Source organism: Frankia sp. CeCAU1 (assembly GCF_977971845.1).
On record NZ_CDWWXA010000064.1, the window covers coordinates 1 to 18,622 of the forward strand.

Consider the following 18,622-nt stretch of genomic DNA (forward strand, 5'->3'; position numbering starts at 1 on the left):
GTGGCGGTGGCGGTGGCGGACCGTAGGGTAACGCCGGGAGGAAGCCTGATGAGCCCGTCGATCGCCGGGCCTGACGCGGAATCAACGATGCTCATGCCGGCCTTCTCACCGGGACCGCCGGACTCACCGAGACCGCCGGACCACCACGGAACCCGGCTGCCGCGGGACGGACGCGAGGACAGCGCACGCGGACGGACACCCGGACGGACACCCGGACGGTTAACCGACCGCGGTCTTCAGGGCATCCCCCAGCGCACTCGCCTCGTCGGCGGTGAGTTCCACGACGAGCCGACCGCCCCCCTCCAGCGGGACACGCATGACGATGCCGCGCCCCTCCTTGGTCACCTCGAGCGGACCGTCACCCGTCCGCGGCTTCATGGCCGCCATCGGTGCACCTCTTCCTGCCGTCGGACCTGCATCTGACGACGATTATCCCGTAGACCGGACCGCAAACCGAAACACGTCTCTGCGCGGCATCACAACAGTCGCCCGCCGCAACATCGAGAGGTGGGCGTCGATGTTGACGACAACGCCTGCGCGTGTCCCTGCATAGGTCAGATCGACCGGTTACCAACAGTCGACTGTGATGCCACAGACAGTCGGCGGCGATCACTCGTCGATCTGTGGCGAGCGAGTATCCCGATGCCCGTCCGGCGATGGCGCGGTGTCGACGCGCGCGAAGGCGGCCAACCGGACCAGCTCCTCGTCCCGCCGGGCCAGCTCCTCGTCCCGCCAGGCCAGCTCGTCGGCGAGCCGAAGCAGGACGGCGTCGACCTCGGCCATCCGGTAACCACGCAGCGCCATCCCGAACCGCGTGCGGGCAACGTCACCGGCTGTCACCATGCCGGCAGGTAGTCCGGTAGGAGCGCCGTCCGGCGGCGCCGGGGCGAGCCGATCGAAGCGACCGACGGCCAGCGCGGCCACCGCGAAGACGACGGCGGCCACGATCACAATCTCGATGACGAGCACCACACATCCGATCGTGCCACGGCCCGCCGATCGTGGTGATTCTGGCAGGCTGGCCCGGTGCATGCCGACGCTGCCCACCCGGCCCCGCAACGACAGGATCCGCAACGACAGGATCCGCTACGGCTGGGTCCGCGGACCTTCGAGCCGACCGAGCTGATCGTGATGGCGATCGTCAACCGCACCCCGGACTCCTTCTTCGACCGCGGGGCGACATACGGTGCGGCCGAGGCCTTGGCTGCGGTCGACCGTGCGGTCGACGAGGGGGCGGGGATCATCGACATCGGCGGGGTGAAGGCCGCGCCCGGCGGCGAAGTGAGTGCGGCCGAGGAGCTGCGCCGTGTGGCTGGCTTCGTCGCCGAGGTCCGGGCCCGCCATCCCCGGCTGGTCATCAGCGTCGACACCTGGCGCGCGCAGGTCGGACGGGTCGTCGCGGGTGAGGGCGCCGACCTGCTCAACGATGCCTGGGGCGGGGTGGACCCGGCGCTCGCCGAGGTCGCAGCCGAGTTCGGCGTCGGTCTGGTCTGCACCCACGCCGGCCATCTGCCGCCGCGCACCCGGCCGCACCGGATGGTCTACGACGATGTGGTCGCCGACATCGTCGCCACCACGGTGGGGCTCGCCGAGCGGGCGGCGTCGCTCGGGGTCCGGCCGGATGCGATCCTCGTCGATCCGGGGCACGACTTCGGCAAGAACAGCCGCCACTCCCTCGAGGCCACCCGCCGGCTGCCGGAACTGGTCGCCACCGGGTGGCCGGTGCTCGTCGCGCTGTCGAACAAGGACTTCGTCGGGGAGGCCCTGGACACCGGCATCGACGAACGCCTGGAGGGCACGCTGGCCGCGACCGCGGTCAGCGCCTGGCTCGGGGCCCGGGTCTTCCGGGCGCACCAGGTGGCGGCGACGCGGCGGACGCTGCGGATGGTCGCGGCGATCCGGGGCGACGTCGACCTCGCCGTCGCTCGCCGCGGCCTCGCCTGATGAACAGGAACGGGCTCAGTCGCCTTCGACGATCTCCCGCGGGGTCGGGGGCGGAGGCGAGGTGACGGTCGCCGCTGTCACGCCCGCCTCCAGGAAGTCCAGCGCCTCGCCGATGCCGGTCGCCCAGCGGAGGGCATCCCGGGCGCGCGGGCGGACGAACCCGCGGTCGACCATCTCGTCGACGAGAATCCGCAGGTGGGCGAAGACCCCGTCGGGGTCGAGGAGCACCACGGGCTTGGTGTGCATGCGCAGGACCCCGGCGACCCAGACCTCGAGCAGCTCCTCGAGGGTGCCCAGGCCCCCGGGCAGGGCCAGGAAGGCGTCCGAGCGCGCGTCCATGAGCGCCTTACGCTCCCGCATGGTCTCCGTGACGATGATCTCGTCCGCGTCCAGGTCGCTGACCTCCATCGCGACCAGCGCCCGCGGGATCACGCCGACCGTGTAACCTCCGCTGGCCCGCACCGCCCGGGCGATCGCCCCCATGCACGACACCGAGCCTCCGCCGGAAACCAGGGTGTGGCCGCGCCGGGCGAGCTCGGTGCCGGTCTGGGCCGCCAGCAGGACGTACGAGGGGTCGATCAGCTCGGAGGACGCGCAGTACACGCAGACGTTCACGGAATATCCATACCTGCGGGCCGGGTGTGCCCGGCGGTTCCCTCCAGGATGATGCGCACGGCCTCGTGGATGTCGTCGGTGATCGAGAGGATCTGCAGGTCCCGCTCCTGGACCAGGCCGGCGGGCAGCAGGGTCGTCCGCATCCAGTCGACGAGTCCCGACCAGTACTCGGAGCCGATCAGCACCACCGGGAACCGGGTGACCTTGCCGGTCTGGACCAGGGTCAGCGCCTCGAACAGCTCGTCGAGCGTGCCGAACCCACCGGGGAGGATCACGAACGCTTCGGCGTACTTCACAAACATCGTCTTGCGGACGAAGAAGTAGCGGAAACTGACACCGAGGTCGACCCAGTCGTTGAGCCGCTGCTCGTAGGGAAGCTCGATGCCGAGGCCCACCGACAGGCCGCCGGCCTCCTGGGCCCCACGGTTCACCGCCTCCATCGCGCCCGGCCCCCCGCCGGTGATCACCGCGAAACCGGCCTCGGCGAGCGCGGCGCCGAGCAGCCGGCCCTGCCCGTAGAACGGGCTGTCCGGGGGAATCCGGGCCGAGCCGAAGACGGTCACCGCCCGTGGCAGTTCGGCGAGCAGGCCGAAACCCTCGACGAACTCGCTCTGGATCCGCATGACCCGCCACGGGTCGGAATGGACGAAACCCGAGGGGCTGCGGGTGTCGAGCAGGCGCTGATCCGTGGTGGAGCGCTCCACCTGGCCACGCCGGGCGATGACCGGCCCACGGAACTGCTCCGGTGGCGGGATCCGGCGCTCGCGCCCCATCGCGATCCCCGTGTCGCTACCGGTCCCGGTCCCACCGCCTGCGGGAGCTCCCGGGCGGGCCGAGGTTCCCGGACCGGCAGCGGGACCAGAAGCCCCAGAAGCCGTGGGACGTCCCATGGGCGGGTCGTCAGAAGAAGGCACGGCGCCCTCCCCCTCAGCAAGCGGCGGGGAGGGCGGCTCCGGGCTCAAGGACGGCGTCACCACGGCACCATAGGCCACGCTCCGACAGACACATCACGATGCCCGCACGGTAGTAGGACGACGGTGGACGAGGTCAGGGCGAGGCTATGGCGAGCTGACCAGGCCGAGCGACGCCCTTCTGGCCTCGTCCCGCACCATCCCGAAGTACTCGACATACTCGAAGGCGCCCCGGCTCGAGACCACGCGGGCAGGAGCACCCACCGCGACCGATCGAGTAGCAATCGATCGGGTTACCACGGCATTGGCGCCCACCAGGGCGTCGTCTCCCACCTCAAGACGACCCAGGATCCTCGCTCCAGTCCCGATACTCACCCGATCGCCGATTGTCGGGCGACCGAACTTCTCGCCAGTACCGCTCTTTCCTATCGTCACATCGTGTCCTACGTTGCAGTTCTCACCAATTTCACAGGCACCAATGATCACACCCCCAAAATGGGCGATAAAGAACCCCGGACCTATCCTGGCGGCGGGGGAGATCCAGATACCCGTCACGATCTGCGAGACCCGAGACAGAACGCGGTAGACAACCGTGCCCAAGAGCCGTCCTGCCGCCCCGGCTACGCCTTTCTGCGGACTTGCGACGAACGCACCGAACCGGTAGACGAGGATCGCCTGGAGGCCGGGGTTGTTCAGAACAGCAGCGATGCGGCTGGCCCCGATCGAGCGGGGTCGACGGCCATCGTTGTCGTAGTAGACAAATCGGTCAATATCCCGAAGAACAACATCCTTCAACGAACTCTCCCCTGGCAAAAAATGGATGAGAAATGGTCGTCCACTGCCGGTAGATCGTTGATTTCAGCCGGCGGGTATAAGCCACTTCGCAGGGCACTGCCACAGTATCGTCGGGGCGCCAGCCGAAAAAATCTTGGAAGTCCGGCCTTACCATGGTCTGCCTGAATAGACACGCACATAGTCTACGAACAGCGTCTGCGGGAACGCGGAGGCCGGCGGAAGCGGGGGACTCAGCTTCGCACTGACGGCGACATCCATGATTATATAGAAGTCTTTGTTCCACAGCCAAACCGGCGTGTCCTTCGGCTCGAGATGGCGGATGAGAAGGCCATCGAAATAGAAGTCGAGCCTGTTCGGCCCCCAGTCAAGAGCATAGTTATGATAGCGGTCCGCAAGCGTGCCACCTGGGTAGACATAGTTCTTTCCCGACCCCCACCAGCCGGCCTCCCAACGATTTCCAGAGCCATCAACTCCAACAATGTTGGTATGGACCGTGGCCGGCTCGTTTGCCGTCGCCTCGACGACATCGATCTCGCCGGAGCGAGGCCAGTCATAAATTCCGTTCGGCCCTAGGAGCCAGAGAGCAGGCAACGTCCCGGTACCGATCGGCAGCCGGGCCCGGAACTCGAAGTACCCATATCTCCAGGTGGCCTTACCGCGGGTCTCCACCCGGCCCGACGAGAAGTGGGTATCCCCACAGGTTTTTATGGGAGATTTCTCCGCAATCGCCGTCAGCTTGAGATGGCCCTTGCCGTCCAGGCCGACGTTACGGGGATCGGCCGTATAACAGGAGACGTCCGTCGGCCCCCATTTCCCCCCTTGCGTGATCAACCACCTGGCGGGATCAACCGAGGCGTTCGCCGGACCGTCAAATTCATCGGACCACAGCAGTCGCGGCTCCATCCCGTCATCCTCTCGCGGAGTCCGCGGACCATTCGGCGGAGAAGCCTCTCCGGAGGATCGGGGACTAGAACCTGCCGAGGTGCCGGTCGCCGACGGTGGGCCGGATGGTAGCGCGGAGGAGGTCACCATGCCGCCAACGCCCGGACCGGCCACCGAAGGTCGAGGAGTGGCCTGCGGCGAACCAGATTCCCGTTTCGAGGTTCCACATCCCACGACCAGGCAGACGAGAAGAAGAGCGACCAGTCCTCCACGTCGACTCCGTCTCCAACGCCTCACCCGAGGTTTCATACACCACGCCCCACATCTTCCGCCGGCACGACCAGTTGACTCGACGGTAAGCCATCTCACTTTCCGCAGAAACTACCATCCGTCAGAGGAGGTGAGCAAATGGGGATCCCGCCGTCCCGGCACAGGCATCATCCCACCACAAACCCGTAGGACACCCACGGCGACAACAAGAGAACCATCGGTCGAGGAACGCCGCGGTCACCGGTCGATCGAAGCCTCGATTCGTGCATGCTACCGGGATGATCATTAACCGTTACGGCTGCAGGGTGGTGACAGCGCCTCGGCCATACCAAGTGGGCAAGGAGCCTAGACGCCATTAGTTCGGCCGTTCCGCCTGCGGCGAATGAGTATCGCCGCAGCGTGGTTCGACGGAAGGTAACAGGTGATTCACAGCATGTGCTGATCGACTGGCGGGCACGCGTCGCCACTCCGGGCCTCTGGCGTCAATACGAATCCGGCACGCCCTCCAGGTCCCACTCAGCGCGGGAACGGACGCAACGATACACCGAGTTCCTTGACACGCTCATAGTTCACCACCTGTGGGGCGGGGCGGACAAGACCGAGTATCGAATCCGAACGTACCGGCAGTGGTATCCGCATCGCCTCCAAGGCCACGAGAGAACCGTACAGCGCCTTCCACGGGACGGGGAGGAATCGTGGCGAACGACCCGCCTCGCCCGCAAACTTCGCAACGATGTGCCGGAAGGACACCGGCTCTGGATGCGCGACACCAAGCGGCACCGAAATTTGACTATCCTTGACCAGGATCGCAGCCACCACAGCAGCCAGATCTTCCTCCTCCACAGTGAACTGGTAGGGGTTCCCACTCGGAGCCGGACTCACCGGAAGGCGGGACAACCGGGTGAGCGTGGCGGCCATCCCCCCCGCCCTCCTTCCGTAGACCAGGCCCGGCCGCACTACCGAGGCGCCGAAGGCGAGAGCGTCGCGTTCGATGGCGAGTTTCGCCGTCCCATATAGTTGCGCCGTCCCCTCATAAGCCGACATCGACGAGATGACGACGACCTTCGGGACGGAATTATGCGCCGTTTCCAGAAGAGCTCGAGTCGGATGGATGTTTACCGCCTGAATATCCGTCCAGCGCCGGGCTCTCATGTCGTAGGCACAATGCACAAGCGCATCCAGGCCATCGAGAAGACCGGGGGCGAGAGCTCGCCTGGAGTCATAGAAGCGCCATTCTTCCGTCAGGTCGGCTGGCGGCCGTCGAACCAGTTGCACGGTCGTCCAGCCATCCTTGCGTAGCGCGTTCTGGATCACGCCGCCCACATAACCCTGGGCACCGGTGATCCCCACGGTGCGCGTACCCGTATTCGTCACAACCCTCGCACCTCTGATCCTATTCGGTGTGCATTTGCCATGATCGTAAAAGTAAATGTCGTCGCCGCCACAGAAGGGAACACCGATGCGTCAACCAGGTGAATACGCCGCCACCCCCCTACCCGGCCAAGCATGTCACTTGTATGCCGGGTTCCCGAAACCCCGGAGGAATGCGGGAAGCTCCCACCCCAGTGGTAGCTCTTACCCGGCGCCGAACAGGAAACCATCGGCACCACCGGCCACAGATCGAGGAACGGGGCGGCGGTGACGAGCCGTCGCACCACCTTCCGGAGCAGCCCATTTCCGAGGACGCCGTCACGGGTACCGCTCAGGTGAATTTCCGGGAGATCCGCTTCACCAGCAGGCGGGACAGCCTGAACCCGTAGCCGTGGAGAGGCCCACGACGGGAGATAACCCAGACCGACCGTAAGCCGCCGAAGAACCTCGTCACCAAGTACGGAGCCCCAACCGGACTGCAGGACCCGCGGAAGCGCCTCGGTGATCGCGGGATTATAGGGATAAAAGTGGATCTGTGATACATCGAGACCGACGTCATCCAGCACAACAATCATATTGAACTGGTTGAGAGTCATCTCCCCGTCCGCACGCGGATCAGGTGTCCGGCGCCGCGACAGCATGGGAACCGTGAACTGCGCAGATTCGGCGAGCTCGATCCGCTCATCGAACCAACGCAACGAGTTCAGAGCAATCCTCGTGCTGCCCAGGGCACCCGCGGCGAGAAAGATCCGATCTCCTTCTAGCTCCTGGGTCTGGCCACTCACGGTCTCCCGGGCGAACAGACGGGCCCCGGACTCGGACTCCTCAACCCGGAATACCAGGAGTCCCGGCAGGTACTTGACCCGACCTTCGCTGATCAACTGGTCGAATGTCTGTGCGGAGGAATAGATCAGCCGGTAAGGACAGCCTGTCATACAGAGACCGCAGCGGACGCACTCGCCACCCCGGAGGGCCAGGCGAGCCTTTCCGACGGTGATGCCGTCGCGGCGCAGCCGCTCCCGATGCCTACCGTAGTCACCAATAACCTGGCGGGTCCGCGGTGCCAGGGTCGGCAGCGGTCGTGGCTCCCGGAACAATGGAAACAACTCGGCCAGATCGTCGATCGCGCCGGACATCGGGACATGGTCAAGGATTCGGCGGTAATGCGGCTCCAACTCCTGGAGGGTGAAGGGCCAATGGCCGAAAGTCGCCTTGCTGAAGGGCATCAACTGCGAGCCCCACACATTACTGAAACCGCCGTACGCGCTGGAGACTACGGCCCGGTTCGCACCCACCATCGCACTCACCCCGCGGAGCTGCCCCTCGTCCCGGAAGGGGAAGTCGGATCCGTAGACCCGCTTCTCCGGAAGGGCCCGGCGCGAGGTGGGCACCGGCTGACGACTGATGATCTCAACCTGGTCGGAACGCCACTCGTCCGACTCTGAGCGACCGAGCTCGTCGACGATGTTGGCAGCTTCGGCCTCGAGCCGCGTCCCGATGTCCACGACCAGGATTTCCTGGGTCGGGTCCTCGGCCAGTGCCAGAGCCGCTCCCGCGGCAGCGGGGCCCGATCCCACGATTATCGTCCGGGACATGTCACTTCCTTTTCCTGGCTACCGGATCGACCACAGCGGCGTACGTTCCCGGGAGAATCACCGGCCGGCGCGGTACTGGTGAAAAGTGCCCACGAGGTATCCGCTGCCGGCCGCCGCGACCCCGGCCAGCATGGTGGCCGATCGCAACGCCCCGGAGAGTTCACCCGAACGGACCGCCCGGAGTTCCCGTGCCAGGCCACCACTCAACGTCTGCGCGACGAAACGCCGCTCGGCCGCCATGCTGGCCGCGCTTCCCATGCCTCGGAATGCGGCAACCTTGCCCTTGTTCACCGTGTAACAACGCTTCCAGAAGTACCGCCAGGTCAGCCTCTCCTTCGGCACGTGATGGTGGACCACTGCCGCCGGCTGATACATCACCTTCAGATGAGGCCAGCGGTCTGCCAGCCGATGGCACATATCCATGTCGTCATGGTTGTCGGAGTGGAATCCGTTGATCTCAGCCAGGGCGGAACGACGGACCGACATGGCGGCGCCGATCAGGCGTCGGGTCGGTGCGAGAGTCTTGGGCAGGCCCTCATAACTGCATCCAAAGACCCAGTCGAACTCGCCGGGAAACCAGCGAGGGCGAGGAACGGCGAAGTCCGGAAGCGGCGCGCCGCCGACCGCGACCACGTCGCGACGGCCGAAGACCGCTACGATCTCCGCCAGCCAGGAAGGGTCAGCGCGAGCATCATCATCGAGGAAGGCCAATATCTCACCCGCAGCGATTTCGGCTGCGGTGTTGCGAGCTGATCCCAGCCGTCCCGGATAGCGGTTCTCCACGACCACTACCCGGACATCCGCGTCTCGATCAGCGAATCTCTTGGCGGCCATCTGAAAAAGCTCTTCATTGTGGTCGATGCAGAGAATTATCTCTATCGGACGGTACTTCTGTGCGAGCAGGGAGTCGATCGCCCTGTTCAGCAGTTCCCATCTTTCGAGCGTGTATGCGCATACAATCGCACTCACCGTCGGTTCCGTCGTCGAATGCAAAACGCTTACCTTCCCCCTGATATCCCGGCATTCGTCCATGGGTCTCGCTCGTCGAATCTCCGGCGCCGAGTACAGGTCGCCAGTCGCTGTTCCGTCACCTCACGACCACCCCAAGACGCTTCTGGTCACCGCTCTGTTTCGGGTGCCATGCCAATTCATCCGGGTACCCGCTCGATGGCCACCGATGACGAACCAGACGTCTGCGGCCGGTCACGCCACACGTTCAGGAGGACCGGCGCTACGACGACCGCCTCGATGAAGACGGCCGTGACCCAGCCGACGCATAGACCCGTCGTTCCAAACATGCGGCCCCCCCCGAAGGCCAACGCGATCTCAAGAACCGTTCCGCAGGCAATCACCCTGGCCGCCGCGGCCATGCGGCCCTGTACCCGACGAAGAGTCACATAGTGATCCTTGACGACCAACGAGATCGTGGCAAGGATGAGAATCCGGAAGGCGGCGACGGACCTACCATCGGTGTAGGCTTCTCCGAACGGCAGCAGAATCAGACTCGTGACGGGTGCCGCGAGTGCGCAGAGCGTCACGCTGATCAGGAGCCCGAGCGGGATTGTCAGGCGCATCTTGGCACGCGCCTCCTCTTCGGCGCGGCCCGTGTGCGCAAGCAGGGCCGTCGGCAGTGCATAAGGAACAACGAAGAGAAAGGAAGCGGCCAGCCGAGCGGTCGAGAATCGAGCGGTGTCCGCCGGTGTCGTCGTCAGGGCGGCGATCACAGGAAGAATCAGAGTCGGCACGGTCAGCGCGAGGCTCAGCACGTAATTGCCGGCTATCTCACCCTTGATCGCCTTCAGCTCGGCGATCCCGGTCTGCCGTTCCGCTCGCCTGGAGTTTCGATAGGGTGGTCGCCTGAAGTACTTGTAGCAAACCGGGAGGGAGACGACCGACGCAATAAGCCAGGTGGCGTAGAGGTCCATGCCGGTGCGCAGGCCCACGATGACAAAGGCAACGAGCAGACCTGCTCTGACGATTGCGGCGAGCAGATTCCGAACAAGCTGGATCGCCCCACTCGCCGCCCGGAGGATCGCGTAGTCGAGAGTGGTGGTCACCGTAAATGCAGCCACTCCCAGACTGAAGGCAGCTATACTGCCTGGACTGCTACCGATTGGCTGCAGAGTGGTCGAGAGCCAGCGGGTACAGAACGCCCACAACAGGCCGAGTAGCAGCCCGGCCACCGTGACCAGCGCCATGCAGGCGCGGACCAGAGTCAGGCGGCGGTCCTCCGGCAGGTCGGGAAGATGCACCATGAGAAGCGTCCCGAGCCCCAGCATTCCGATCGTGCCGAGGACCGTCATCGAGGACACCGCCGCCGCGCCCACCCCGACGGCGTCGATGGAGAGCGTTCTCGCCGCGACCGACCAGAACACAGCTCCAAGTAAAGACGTTCCGAGCTGGGTGCCGAGTAGGGAGCTCACGATCGTCAACAGGCGCGCGAAACCGGCACCGGAACCCTTCTGCACGGATTCGCTCGGGACGATACCGCTCCCGGCTGGCGTCTGGCGCCTTAAGAAGATCGTCTCCTCATCAGACCGACTCACGATAAATCCTCGCCAAGGCTTCCGCACAGCCGTCCCAGGTCGGCAGGGTGGAGATTTCGGGAGTCGGCCTCGTCTCGCTCGGTGAGTCCCCAGCGCTGGCGAGCAGGTAGATGCCCAGCGTCTTCGCCACGAGTTGTTCATCGGCCGGATCCGCAACGCTCTGCACGAGCCCTGCCGCAGCCAGCTCTCCCAGTCCGGCAGTGGGCGCCACCACCACCGGCCTACCCAGGGCCACGGCTTCCATGACCGCGACCGGATGAGCCTCATACTCGCTAAGCAGGGCCACGACACCCGCTCTCGCGATACAGTCAGACATTGCCTGCCGGTCCTCCGGTGGGATCGAGGTGAAACTCACCCGGTCCACCACACCCAGCCGGTCAGCCAGGCGCCTCAACTCCGGCTCATCAGGGCCCCGCCCCACCAGCATCAGCCGTACGTCAGGAACTAGAGTAATCAGACTCGGCAGAGCGCGGACAAGGTGCCGCTGTCCCTTGTACTTCTCCAACCGGCCTACGCAGACGACAAGCGGCTCACTCGTATCGGGTTTGACATGGCCACTCGGTGGAACGATGGACACTCCGTTCGGGACGACCGAGATCCGGTCTGCAGCGACCCCGGCTTGGCGCATGAAGATGTGGGACTCGAACTCCGCGACGCAGATGACGCGGCGGGCGTTCCTGATCAGTGGCCCGAGCAGGCCCCACTGTACTCGGCGCGCCGTGTTCCGGACCTGCGAGGAATGACCGCCGGTATGCGGTGAGACAATATACGGAATACCCCTCAGGCGAGCCGCCGCCATCGCCACCGGCGGCACGAGATTGTGAATTCCCTGACAATGAACAAGATCATAAGAACCGAATCCGACCACTTTGGCAACGGCAGGCGCCAGATAATAGTCTTTTTCTTGCGGCCACGCCGCGACCCGGTGCACCACCGTTCCCGCGACATTCTCCCTGCTGGGAAGCTTGCCGCTGCGGTCGGTCGTCAATATCTCCACGGTAATGTCACTAGTAGCGTTGAGTCGACGACTCGTCTCGTAGACATGCGTCTCGGTACCACCCATGTCCGGGAAGAATCGTGCCGCCACCTGGAGCACCCTCAGTGCCGTCTCCATTTCCCCTCCTCAGGTCGACCCATCCTTCCGGGACCGGCTGTCCCGGGGTTCAAGCGCACGTCACCCGCGCCTAATCCTCGATCTCAGTGGAACGGACCACGTAACTACCGACCATCAGTTGAACCGTTGCGACGCGCGGGTCCCCGACATCACGAAGATCAACATAGAGCCGGACGTCATCGTCCCCAAAAAGACGACGAGTCCATACCGACCCGTCATCCCGTACTATCTGTAATATAAAAGACCGCTCATCCTGGTAGCCACGCACCACCTCGATTTCCACCTTGCCGTCGATACTGCGCGCGGCGATTGCTGTGACCGGTCGCCGCGCTACCGATCCCGACTGCCAGGAAAGCGCGATCGCACCGCAGAACACAGCGACGACAATCGCCAAGAACAGCGCGCTGGACGGTTTCGGCATCGGGATCATGACCAGCCTTGCCGGTCTCCACGGTGCACCAGCCCGGAGAAGAAGTGCCACCACCACGGCAAGAAAAATGTCGTAGCCCACTGCGTGGGTGGCTAGCCCCAAAGCGGAGAGAGCGAGAGAGACGAACATCAGGATGCACACGACTGCCAGCGCCGCGCAGGTATGCACATAGAAGCCGGTTAGCTGAGGCCGGCGTTGTAAAACCAGCCAGCGGATCCCCTGATACACGAAGGCGATTAGCGAAGTTCCCACGAGCCCCTCGAGCACGAGGATCAAGACTCTCATCGGCCGGCCCGGACAGCCGAGGTCGAGTCTTCCCAGAGGCCCGAGACGTCATAGATACGGACGGCTCCGTTGTCGTAGATCCGCCGCGATCCAGGCGTGATATCGAACTTGCCGAGTTCTGCATGGGTGAGACGCGTCCCCTTCGGGGCCTCACCATTCACCACGTAGTACGTCTCATGCGGCAACCCCTCGGCCAGCCGCTGATCGATCACATAATACCGTATCTGACCTCTCCGGAGCAGATCCCGCGCCTGGGCATGGAAGGACGGCGCGAAAAGGATCTGTCCGGTGTTCCCACCTCCAGGTACACCGATCACCAAATACTGATTTCCGGTGGCAGCCAAAAGCGCCCCCAGCTCCCGGTCCGCGGCAAAGTGGGCGCCGTCGGGAAGATTCCGGGCCGCCCACTGCGCCGCGGCGTTGGCGGAGCTATCGATGGAACGGCCGTCGGCAACGACGAGGTAGGGGCCCGGTATGCGGTTCCAATCGAGTCCAGAGCCCATCAGGGTGCCCCCCATGAAGGCTATGGTGCCGAAAAGGGCCACCACCCACCGCAGCAGCCTCCGATGGTTCTCGATATACCAGCCAATCGAGTATGCGGTGATGATCGACAACCCGATGAAGATGAAGGTCGATAGACGTACGGATATCTCCGCCGCCTTCGGGGCGATCGTGGCCACCAGGGCAATCGGATACAGGAGTTGTAGCAATCGAAGCGACCGCAGCACCGCACCCGCACGTCCGTCCGCCGCAGGTCTCCTCCGGAATGGGCCCAACGGCATGAGTGTCGCCATCCAGATAAGCAGCGAGAGCACAATGAGAACAGTTTCCCAGCGCGGGTTCCTGGTGCCACTCGAATCTGTCGAAATTTTTCTCGTCTCACCGGTCCCGCTCGCGATTCCCGTCAACTGGAAAACGGCATCGTGAAAAACTGGACCGAGATATCGGTTGAGCAGCGGACCACTGACAACCGCCCAAGACGCGACCAGGACAAGGTCCGCCACTGTGATACCCAGGAATATGGTAGCGGTGCGGCGGTCCCGTCGGGTAAACGCGGCGACCGTCACCATTCCCAATATGGCGACGAACACCCAGCTCGTGGCATGGTGCGAGAAGGTGAGAGCCAGCGCCGCGCCCGCCGCCAAGACGGTTTCAGTGCGGCCCGCCGCCTCGTTCGTAACCAGCATGAGAAGCAGAACACCGAGAGCCACGGCTAGCGTCTGATACGAGTACTGCGCGTTGAAGAAGAAGAACTGCGGGCTACAGCTGTAGATACCGACAGCAATACCCGCGGCGTGGGCGGAACGAGTCACCTGCTCGGCGAGAAGGAACAGGCCGGCGATCAGCAGACCCCGAGAGAGCACGATGACAAGAAAGGCGGAGAGCTGTGGTGGCAGACGGGTGATCTGTGCCACCGCGTTGGTGACCACCTCGAGTCCAGGGAAGCGCGGGCTGACCGGCAAGCCAGAGTTAGCCGTGAAGAGACGACCCGTTTCCCGGATGTCATGCAAGGTCCGGATATGGAGCATCTCGTCAAAGCGGACGAACTGGTGGATCTGGAGTATCAGATACGCCAGCAGGAGGCCCATGCCCAACAACAAACAATCCGTTATCCTCGCCCGCCGAGATGTTGCCGGATCCAAGAGCCCCAGACCGGCCGGAACGAAGATCAGGAGCAGGCCAATCCAGTAGAGCAGGAGGCCCGTGCCACTCTCACCCTGGCGCCCGAGTACGTAGCCACCAGAGACGGCCAGCAGTCCTACCGCGGTGGCTGCCGCCACCGGTAGCGTCTCCCTACGGTACCTCTCGGAATCAGCGCGTAAAAGTAACCCGCCACGATCGCGGTAGTGCAGATCGGTCAACAAACTCGCACTCAGCCCAGCGGATACCACTCTCCGGGTCGCCTCCGGCCCCCGGCCTCGCCCGGTGAGTGCGGTACGAAGATTCCGGGGTATGAGAGTCGTCTCCTCCTCATGGAGGCGGTAGGCCGGCATTCCGCCGACCGAGGATGAGTCGAGTTTCTCGACTGGTGAGGCCTCGTTCCTCCGACGGTCAACGAAGCGATGCACGGACGACCTCGCGATAGACCTCCTCGATACGTGGCACCACCCGACTCGCGGTGAATTCTTTCGCACGCTCCTTCGCGGCAGTGCCCATGCGCGCCCGCCTAGTACCATCCGCCAGGAGATGCTCGATCGCGTCGTGGAGAGCCACCGGGTCGGCCGGGGGGACCAGGACTCCCTCCCGACCGCCAGTGATCATATCGGCGATACCTCCCATCGGCGTGGAGATTACTGGTGTCCCGGACGCCATAGCCTCGAGGACAACGGTCGGACAGGGATCATGCCAGGTAGATGGAAGAACAGCGAAGCTGGCGTGGGCGAAGGCACGCATGATCTCAGCATGAGCTCGCGGCTCGCTCAGAATCACCCCGGGCGGAAAATAGCTCGGTGAATCTGCCGTCCGGCGGCCGACGACGAGCAGCGGCGGACGGTCATCCGGAAGCCTCTCGTAAGCCCCGAGTAGTGCCCCTATCCCTTTGTCCAGGCTCAGATCACCGACGAAAACCAGGTAGCCATCGGAGACGAGCCCGTCCGGCGGTCCGCCGGGCTCCGCGCCGATGAGCTCGTCGGGGATAAAGTTCGGGACGACCTCATAGGGAATCCGCCCGCTGTCCAGCCGGTTGAGCCGGGCCACGGCGTTGCTCACCGCAAGGTATCGGTCGACAGCCCTGTCGCGCCGTCGTGTGCCACCGCGGTTAGCCGCGAAGGTCAGGGGCCCCACCACGCCGGAGTAGTGGTTTCTGGTACATCGTATGCATCGTGACAGTGCTGGGCCGGAGCACACCAACTCCCCCATAAACATCATCCGCTTAGTGGCACAGACATGGCTGTAGTCATGCAGGGTGACGACGATCGGGACGTCGAGGTACCTGCGCAGCGGCAGCGCACTGTTCACGATCCAGTTGTGCGCATGGATAACGTCGGGCTTCACCTCACGCACGATCCTGGCGATCGCCGCTGCTACTAGCGGATCTGGCACCGGCGGCGCATAGACCCGGTCGGTCGTGTAGAGCAATGGAAGACCTGCGGTTGTCGGCCGCACTAGACGCACGTCCAAGCCATCCCGCTCCTCGGCCGCCGCTCGAGGGCCAAAAGTTATCACCGTGACGTCGTGGCGTTCAGCCAGCTGCTTTCCGAGATTGAGGACATGACGTTCCTCCCCACCGACGATCGGCGGAAAGAACTGTGCCAGCAGAATTACCTTCACGATGATCGCGGTCCGGACCCCCGAGGCGGGACTCTTGACGGTTTGGGTGAAGTCATAAGAGGCGGTCTCGGTTCATGTCGTGGTAGGAGCGCCTCACGGGTAGGGGAACTAGCAGGCTTCTGATATATCGAAATTTGACCATCCGCCACACCGGCGGAACCGCTCCGCACGGCCCATACTCGGGAACAATCGTCCCGGCACAGGGACATCAGGCCGTTTCTTCGAAAGCGGGTAGGGCGCGCACCGTTTCGGCACCCCGCTGGACTGGAAGCGGATCGGTCCTAGGATAGATCGCCAATTCAGCCTTCTCGCTCGAGGCGGAAGACTCGACGAAAATCGTGCGCAACACCCGGAAACCATCCGAGAATGCGTTCAGATTACTGACCCCATGCAGGCGTGGATGTTCAAAACTCGGGACCTCCGCTATGCGAAGTCCAGCCCGCACGGCCCGCATGTTGATCAACGTCTCGATCTCGAATCCGTCCCCCCACTGCTTGTGGGGTCCGGCACCGCCTGTGTCCAAGTCGAAGATGGGGACGACCCGTCGCCAAAAAGCGTTGTAACCGTAGCAGAGGTCGGTGAAGTCCGAGCCAATGAGCATGTTGACCAGGAAGTTCAGGAGACGGTTCCCGAGCCGACGGAGACGAGTGATGTCGGCGCTTCCGCCGTTCGCGACGAAACGCGAGCCCTTGGCAAAGTCAGCACCTGCTTCGAGCGCATTAACGAACGCAGGAATCTCGCTCGGGTCGGCTGAGCCGTCGGCATCGAGCATGACAATGATGTCACCACTGGCCTGGGCGAACCCACAGGCCAGAGCGTTTCCCTTGCCACGGCGATTCTGGTGTGTCACGACTATATCCGGCCGAACACGACGAGCGACTTCGACGGTTCCGTCGGTCGAGTGGCCGTCAACCAGAATTATTTCAGCGTCGCCCGGTAGTCGAGCGAGAACATGTGGTAGATTTTTTGCTTCGTTGAGCGTCGGGACGATGATACTGACAGTCGGCGAAATACGGCCTCGCATAAGAGGTCCCCCGATTTCGATATACTACTGAATTTGGAGTCTTTTCACGCTTCTCATGCACTAGCGACAGCAAAGCCTGACGGAAATCTGCGGCAATCAGGAATGGACGGAGCAGGCCGCTAGAAGAGACTGCGAGACAGGACTCGATCAGCGTCCGCTCAGCGAAGCAAAGACTCAACTACCACCCCCGCGACGGCTTGTCACTTCTTTACGAAAAAAATTAAGCTGAGCGCCTCACTTCGCCCCCGATCTCAAAGCGTGCCTCACCTCGCCAAGAAGCGCCGTCGCGTGCGGTAAGTGTACCAGGTAACCTTCTACAGGTTACCCCTATGGGCGTCGCCAGCAGAGTGTGCACTGCAACACTATACGAAGACACACCGGATCACCGCTCCGCCCCCCTGGATCGCTACTCTCTGTAGGACTCAACTCCCGTTCACCCTCCCGCCGACACCGCGGCACCAGCATTCGAGACGGCCATCGGTGTCTCATTTTGCTGCCATGACCCTCCACCGCAAGCAAGAAGTTGATGGGGGAGACGGCCAGAGATGGGCCCACGATCTGCTTCGCAGAGCATCCTTTGATGCATCTCCGCTCGGCCAGCGAGATAGAGCCGCCGAGCCAGGTGGGTCTCAGGCCACGCGCAACAACGCGTCGTCGATCCGGTCAGGGTCTGACACGTCTCCCCGATCGACGGTGGGTCACGCAGCTCCTCGCGCGCCCGACACCAATCGTCAGATCGCCCGGCATGCTGAGCTACCGGTCGTTGACGGGTTCCGGCTGGCAGGCTGCACGAGTCCTTGCCTGGGGCAGGACAGGACAAGCCAAAATGATCGTTTTCGGCAAACATCCCGGGAGCCGCGGTCCCAAATACTCCCCGAAGGCCCCGGCCAACCGTCCCGGGAGAGAACCCGGATGACACCCAAGATCGCGAGTCACGTCAGAGCAGTGCCACTACGCGAGGAAGGCTCAGTACGCACCCTCGCGGCGCAGGACCGCGAACACGGTGCGCCAGAGGATGTAGAAGTCGAGGGGCAGCGACCAGTTCTGCACATACCGCAGATCCAACCGCACCGACTCGTCCCATTCGAGGTCCGACCGGCCGCTGATCTGCCACAGGCCGGTCAGCCCCGGCTTCACCATCAGCCGGCGGTGCACGTCGTCCTCGTAGCGGGCGACCTCCGACGGCAGTGGCGGGCGCGGTCCCACCAGCGACATCGTGCCGTTCGCGACGTTGAGCAGCTGCGGCAGCTCGTCGAGCGACCACTTGCGCAGGAACTTCCCGACCTTGGTGATCCGCGGGTCGTCACGCATCTTGAACAGCAGCCCCTCGGCCCGCTCGTTGCGGGACTCCAGCTCCGCCTTGCGCGCCTCCGCGTCAACGTACATCGACCGGAACTTGTACATGGTGAAGTGCTCACCACCCCGGCCGACCCGGGTCTGCTTGAAAATGGCCGGCCCACGACTGGTCAGGCGCACCGCCAGCGCCAGGGTCAGGAACAACGGCGCGCACAGCAGGAGAACCCCCGCGGCCACACTGCGGTCGAACAGGCCCTTCATGGCCCGCCGCGCG

The 18,622-nt window shown here is 64.0% G+C and carries 17 protein-coding genes; 1 reads left to right on the forward strand and 16 read right to left on the reverse strand.

The features are described 5' to 3' along the window. Nucleotides 1–219: 219 nt before the first annotated feature. Complete coding sequence (locus AC08OO_RS12870) at nt 220–387, reverse strand: DUF3117 domain-containing protein (protein ID WP_007511639.1); 168 nt, start codon at nt 385–387, stop codon at nt 220–222. Nucleotides 388–609: 222 nt separating this feature from the next. After that, a complete protein-coding gene (locus AC08OO_RS12875) occupies nt 610–972 on the reverse strand; it encodes a DivIVA domain-containing protein (RefSeq protein ID WP_063579555.1) in 363 nt (120 codons plus the stop codon). A 54-nt stretch (nt 973–1,026) separates the two neighbouring features. Between AC08OO_RS12875 and folP the strand changes: the two genes are divergently transcribed. After that, nucleotides 1,027–1,944 (forward strand): dihydropteroate synthase, encoded by a 918-nt coding sequence (gene folP / locus AC08OO_RS12880; protein WP_476610620.1) that lies wholly within the window; start codon nt 1,027–1,029, stop codon nt 1,942–1,944. A gap of 15 nt (nt 1,945–1,959) precedes the next feature. On the opposite strand, the gene AC08OO_RS12885 is transcribed toward folP, so the two are convergent. The 14 genes from AC08OO_RS12885 to AC08OO_RS12950 all read right to left on the reverse strand — a co-directional run. Continuing rightward, nucleotides 1,960–2,559, reverse strand: coding sequence for an LOG family protein (locus AC08OO_RS12885; protein ID WP_476608290.1), 600 nt, complete (start codon nt 2,557–2,559; stop codon nt 1,960–1,962). Then, nucleotides 2,556–3,332, reverse strand: coding sequence for an LOG family protein (locus AC08OO_RS12890; RefSeq protein ID WP_476610619.1), 777 nt, complete (start codon nt 3,330–3,332; stop codon nt 2,556–2,558). The genes AC08OO_RS12885 and AC08OO_RS12890 overlap by 4 nt, the downstream gene beginning before the upstream one ends. 285 nt (nt 3,333–3,617) lie before the next feature. Then, nucleotides 3,618–4,265 (reverse strand): serine O-acetyltransferase, encoded by a 648-nt coding sequence (locus AC08OO_RS12895; protein WP_476608291.1) that lies wholly within the window; start codon nt 4,263–4,265, stop codon nt 3,618–3,620. A gap of 147 nt (nt 4,266–4,412) precedes the next feature. Next, a complete protein-coding gene (locus AC08OO_RS12900; protein WP_476610618.1) occupies nt 4,413–5,168 on the reverse strand; it encodes a glycoside hydrolase family 16 protein in 756 nt (251 codons plus the stop codon). A 765-nt stretch (nt 5,169–5,933) separates the two neighbouring features. Beyond that, nucleotides 5,934–6,791, reverse strand: a complete 858-nt coding sequence (locus tag AC08OO_RS12905; protein WP_476610617.1) for an NAD-dependent epimerase/dehydratase family protein — start codon at nt 6,789–6,791, stop codon at nt 5,934–5,936. After that, nucleotides 6,788–8,383, reverse strand: a complete 1,596-nt coding sequence (locus AC08OO_RS12910; protein WP_476606786.1) for a GMC family oxidoreductase — start codon at nt 8,381–8,383, stop codon at nt 6,788–6,790. The genes AC08OO_RS12905 and AC08OO_RS12910 overlap by 4 nt, the downstream gene beginning before the upstream one ends. 57 nt (nt 8,384–8,440) lie before the next feature. Continuing rightward, nucleotides 8,441–9,415 (reverse strand): glycosyltransferase family 2 protein, encoded by a 975-nt coding sequence (locus AC08OO_RS12915; protein WP_476606785.1) that lies wholly within the window; start codon nt 9,413–9,415, stop codon nt 8,441–8,443. 116 nt (nt 9,416–9,531) lie between these two features. After that, the gene (locus tag AC08OO_RS12920; protein ID WP_476618548.1) at nt 9,532–10,710 is read right to left on the reverse strand and encodes a polysaccharide biosynthesis protein; all 1,179 of its coding nucleotides are present in this window, start codon (nt 10,708–10,710) and stop codon (nt 9,532–9,534) included. 205 nt (nt 10,711–10,915) lie between these two features. Further along, on the reverse strand, nt 10,916–12,043 hold the full coding sequence (locus AC08OO_RS12925) for a glycosyltransferase family 4 protein (protein ID WP_476610615.1): 1,128 nt from the start codon (nt 12,041–12,043) through the stop codon (nt 10,916–10,918). Nucleotides 12,044–12,113: 70 nt separating this feature from the next. Beyond that, nucleotides 12,114–12,758, reverse strand: a complete 645-nt coding sequence (locus AC08OO_RS12930; RefSeq protein ID WP_011438223.1) for a hypothetical protein — start codon at nt 12,756–12,758, stop codon at nt 12,114–12,116. Then, complete coding sequence (locus tag AC08OO_RS12935) at nt 12,755–14,539, reverse strand: glycosyltransferase (protein WP_476610614.1); 1,785 nt, start codon at nt 14,537–14,539, stop codon at nt 12,755–12,757. The genes AC08OO_RS12930 and AC08OO_RS12935 overlap by 4 nt, the downstream gene beginning before the upstream one ends. 271 nt (nt 14,540–14,810) lie before the next feature. Beyond that, a complete protein-coding gene (locus AC08OO_RS12940) occupies nt 14,811–16,028 on the reverse strand; it encodes a glycosyltransferase family 4 protein (protein WP_476610613.1) in 1,218 nt (405 codons plus the stop codon). A gap of 208 nt (nt 16,029–16,236) precedes the next feature. After that, nucleotides 16,237–17,052 carry a glycosyltransferase family 2 protein gene (locus tag AC08OO_RS12945; RefSeq protein ID WP_476610612.1) on the reverse strand — a complete coding sequence of 272 codons (816 nt, stop codon included), beginning with the start codon at nt 17,050–17,052 and terminating at the stop codon, nt 16,237–16,239. 966 nt (nt 17,053–18,018) lie between these two features. Continuing rightward, nucleotides 18,019–18,622 (reverse strand): sugar transferase (locus AC08OO_RS12950; protein WP_476610611.1); only part of this gene is annotated, 604 nt, incomplete at its 5' end.

What these genes read in the sequence shown, in the direction of transcription:
- AC08OO_RS12900 (WP_476610618.1), bottom strand. Translation starts at nt 5,168, where the DNA reads ATGGAGCCGCGACTGCTGTGGTCCGATGAATTTGACGGTCCGGCGAAC.
- AC08OO_RS12910 (WP_476606786.1), bottom strand. Translation starts at nt 8,383, where the DNA reads ATGTCCCGGACGATAATCGTGGGATCGGGCCCCGCTGCCGCGGGAGCG.
- AC08OO_RS12930 (WP_011438223.1), bottom strand. Translation starts at nt 12,758, where the DNA reads ATGAGAGTCTTGATCCTCGTGCTCGAGGGGCTCGTGGGAACTTCGCTA.
- AC08OO_RS12945 (WP_476610612.1), bottom strand. Translation starts at nt 17,052, where the DNA reads ATGCGAGGCCGTATTTCGCCGACTGTCAGTATCATCGTCCCGACGCTC.
- AC08OO_RS12925 (WP_476610615.1), bottom strand. Translation starts at nt 12,043, where the DNA reads ATGGAGACGGCACTGAGGGTGCTCCAGGTGGCGGCACGATTCTTCCCG.
- AC08OO_RS12870 (WP_007511639.1), bottom strand. Translation starts at nt 387, where the DNA reads ATGGCGGCCATGAAGCCGCGGACGGGTGACGGTCCGCTCGAGGTGACC.
- AC08OO_RS12915 (WP_476606785.1), bottom strand. Translation starts at nt 9,415, where the DNA reads ATGGACGAATGCCGGGATATCAGGGGGAAGGTAAGCGTTTTGCATTCG.
- AC08OO_RS12890 (WP_476610619.1), bottom strand. Translation starts at nt 3,332, where the DNA reads ATGGGGCGCGAGCGCCGGATCCCGCCACCGGAGCAGTTCCGTGGGCCG.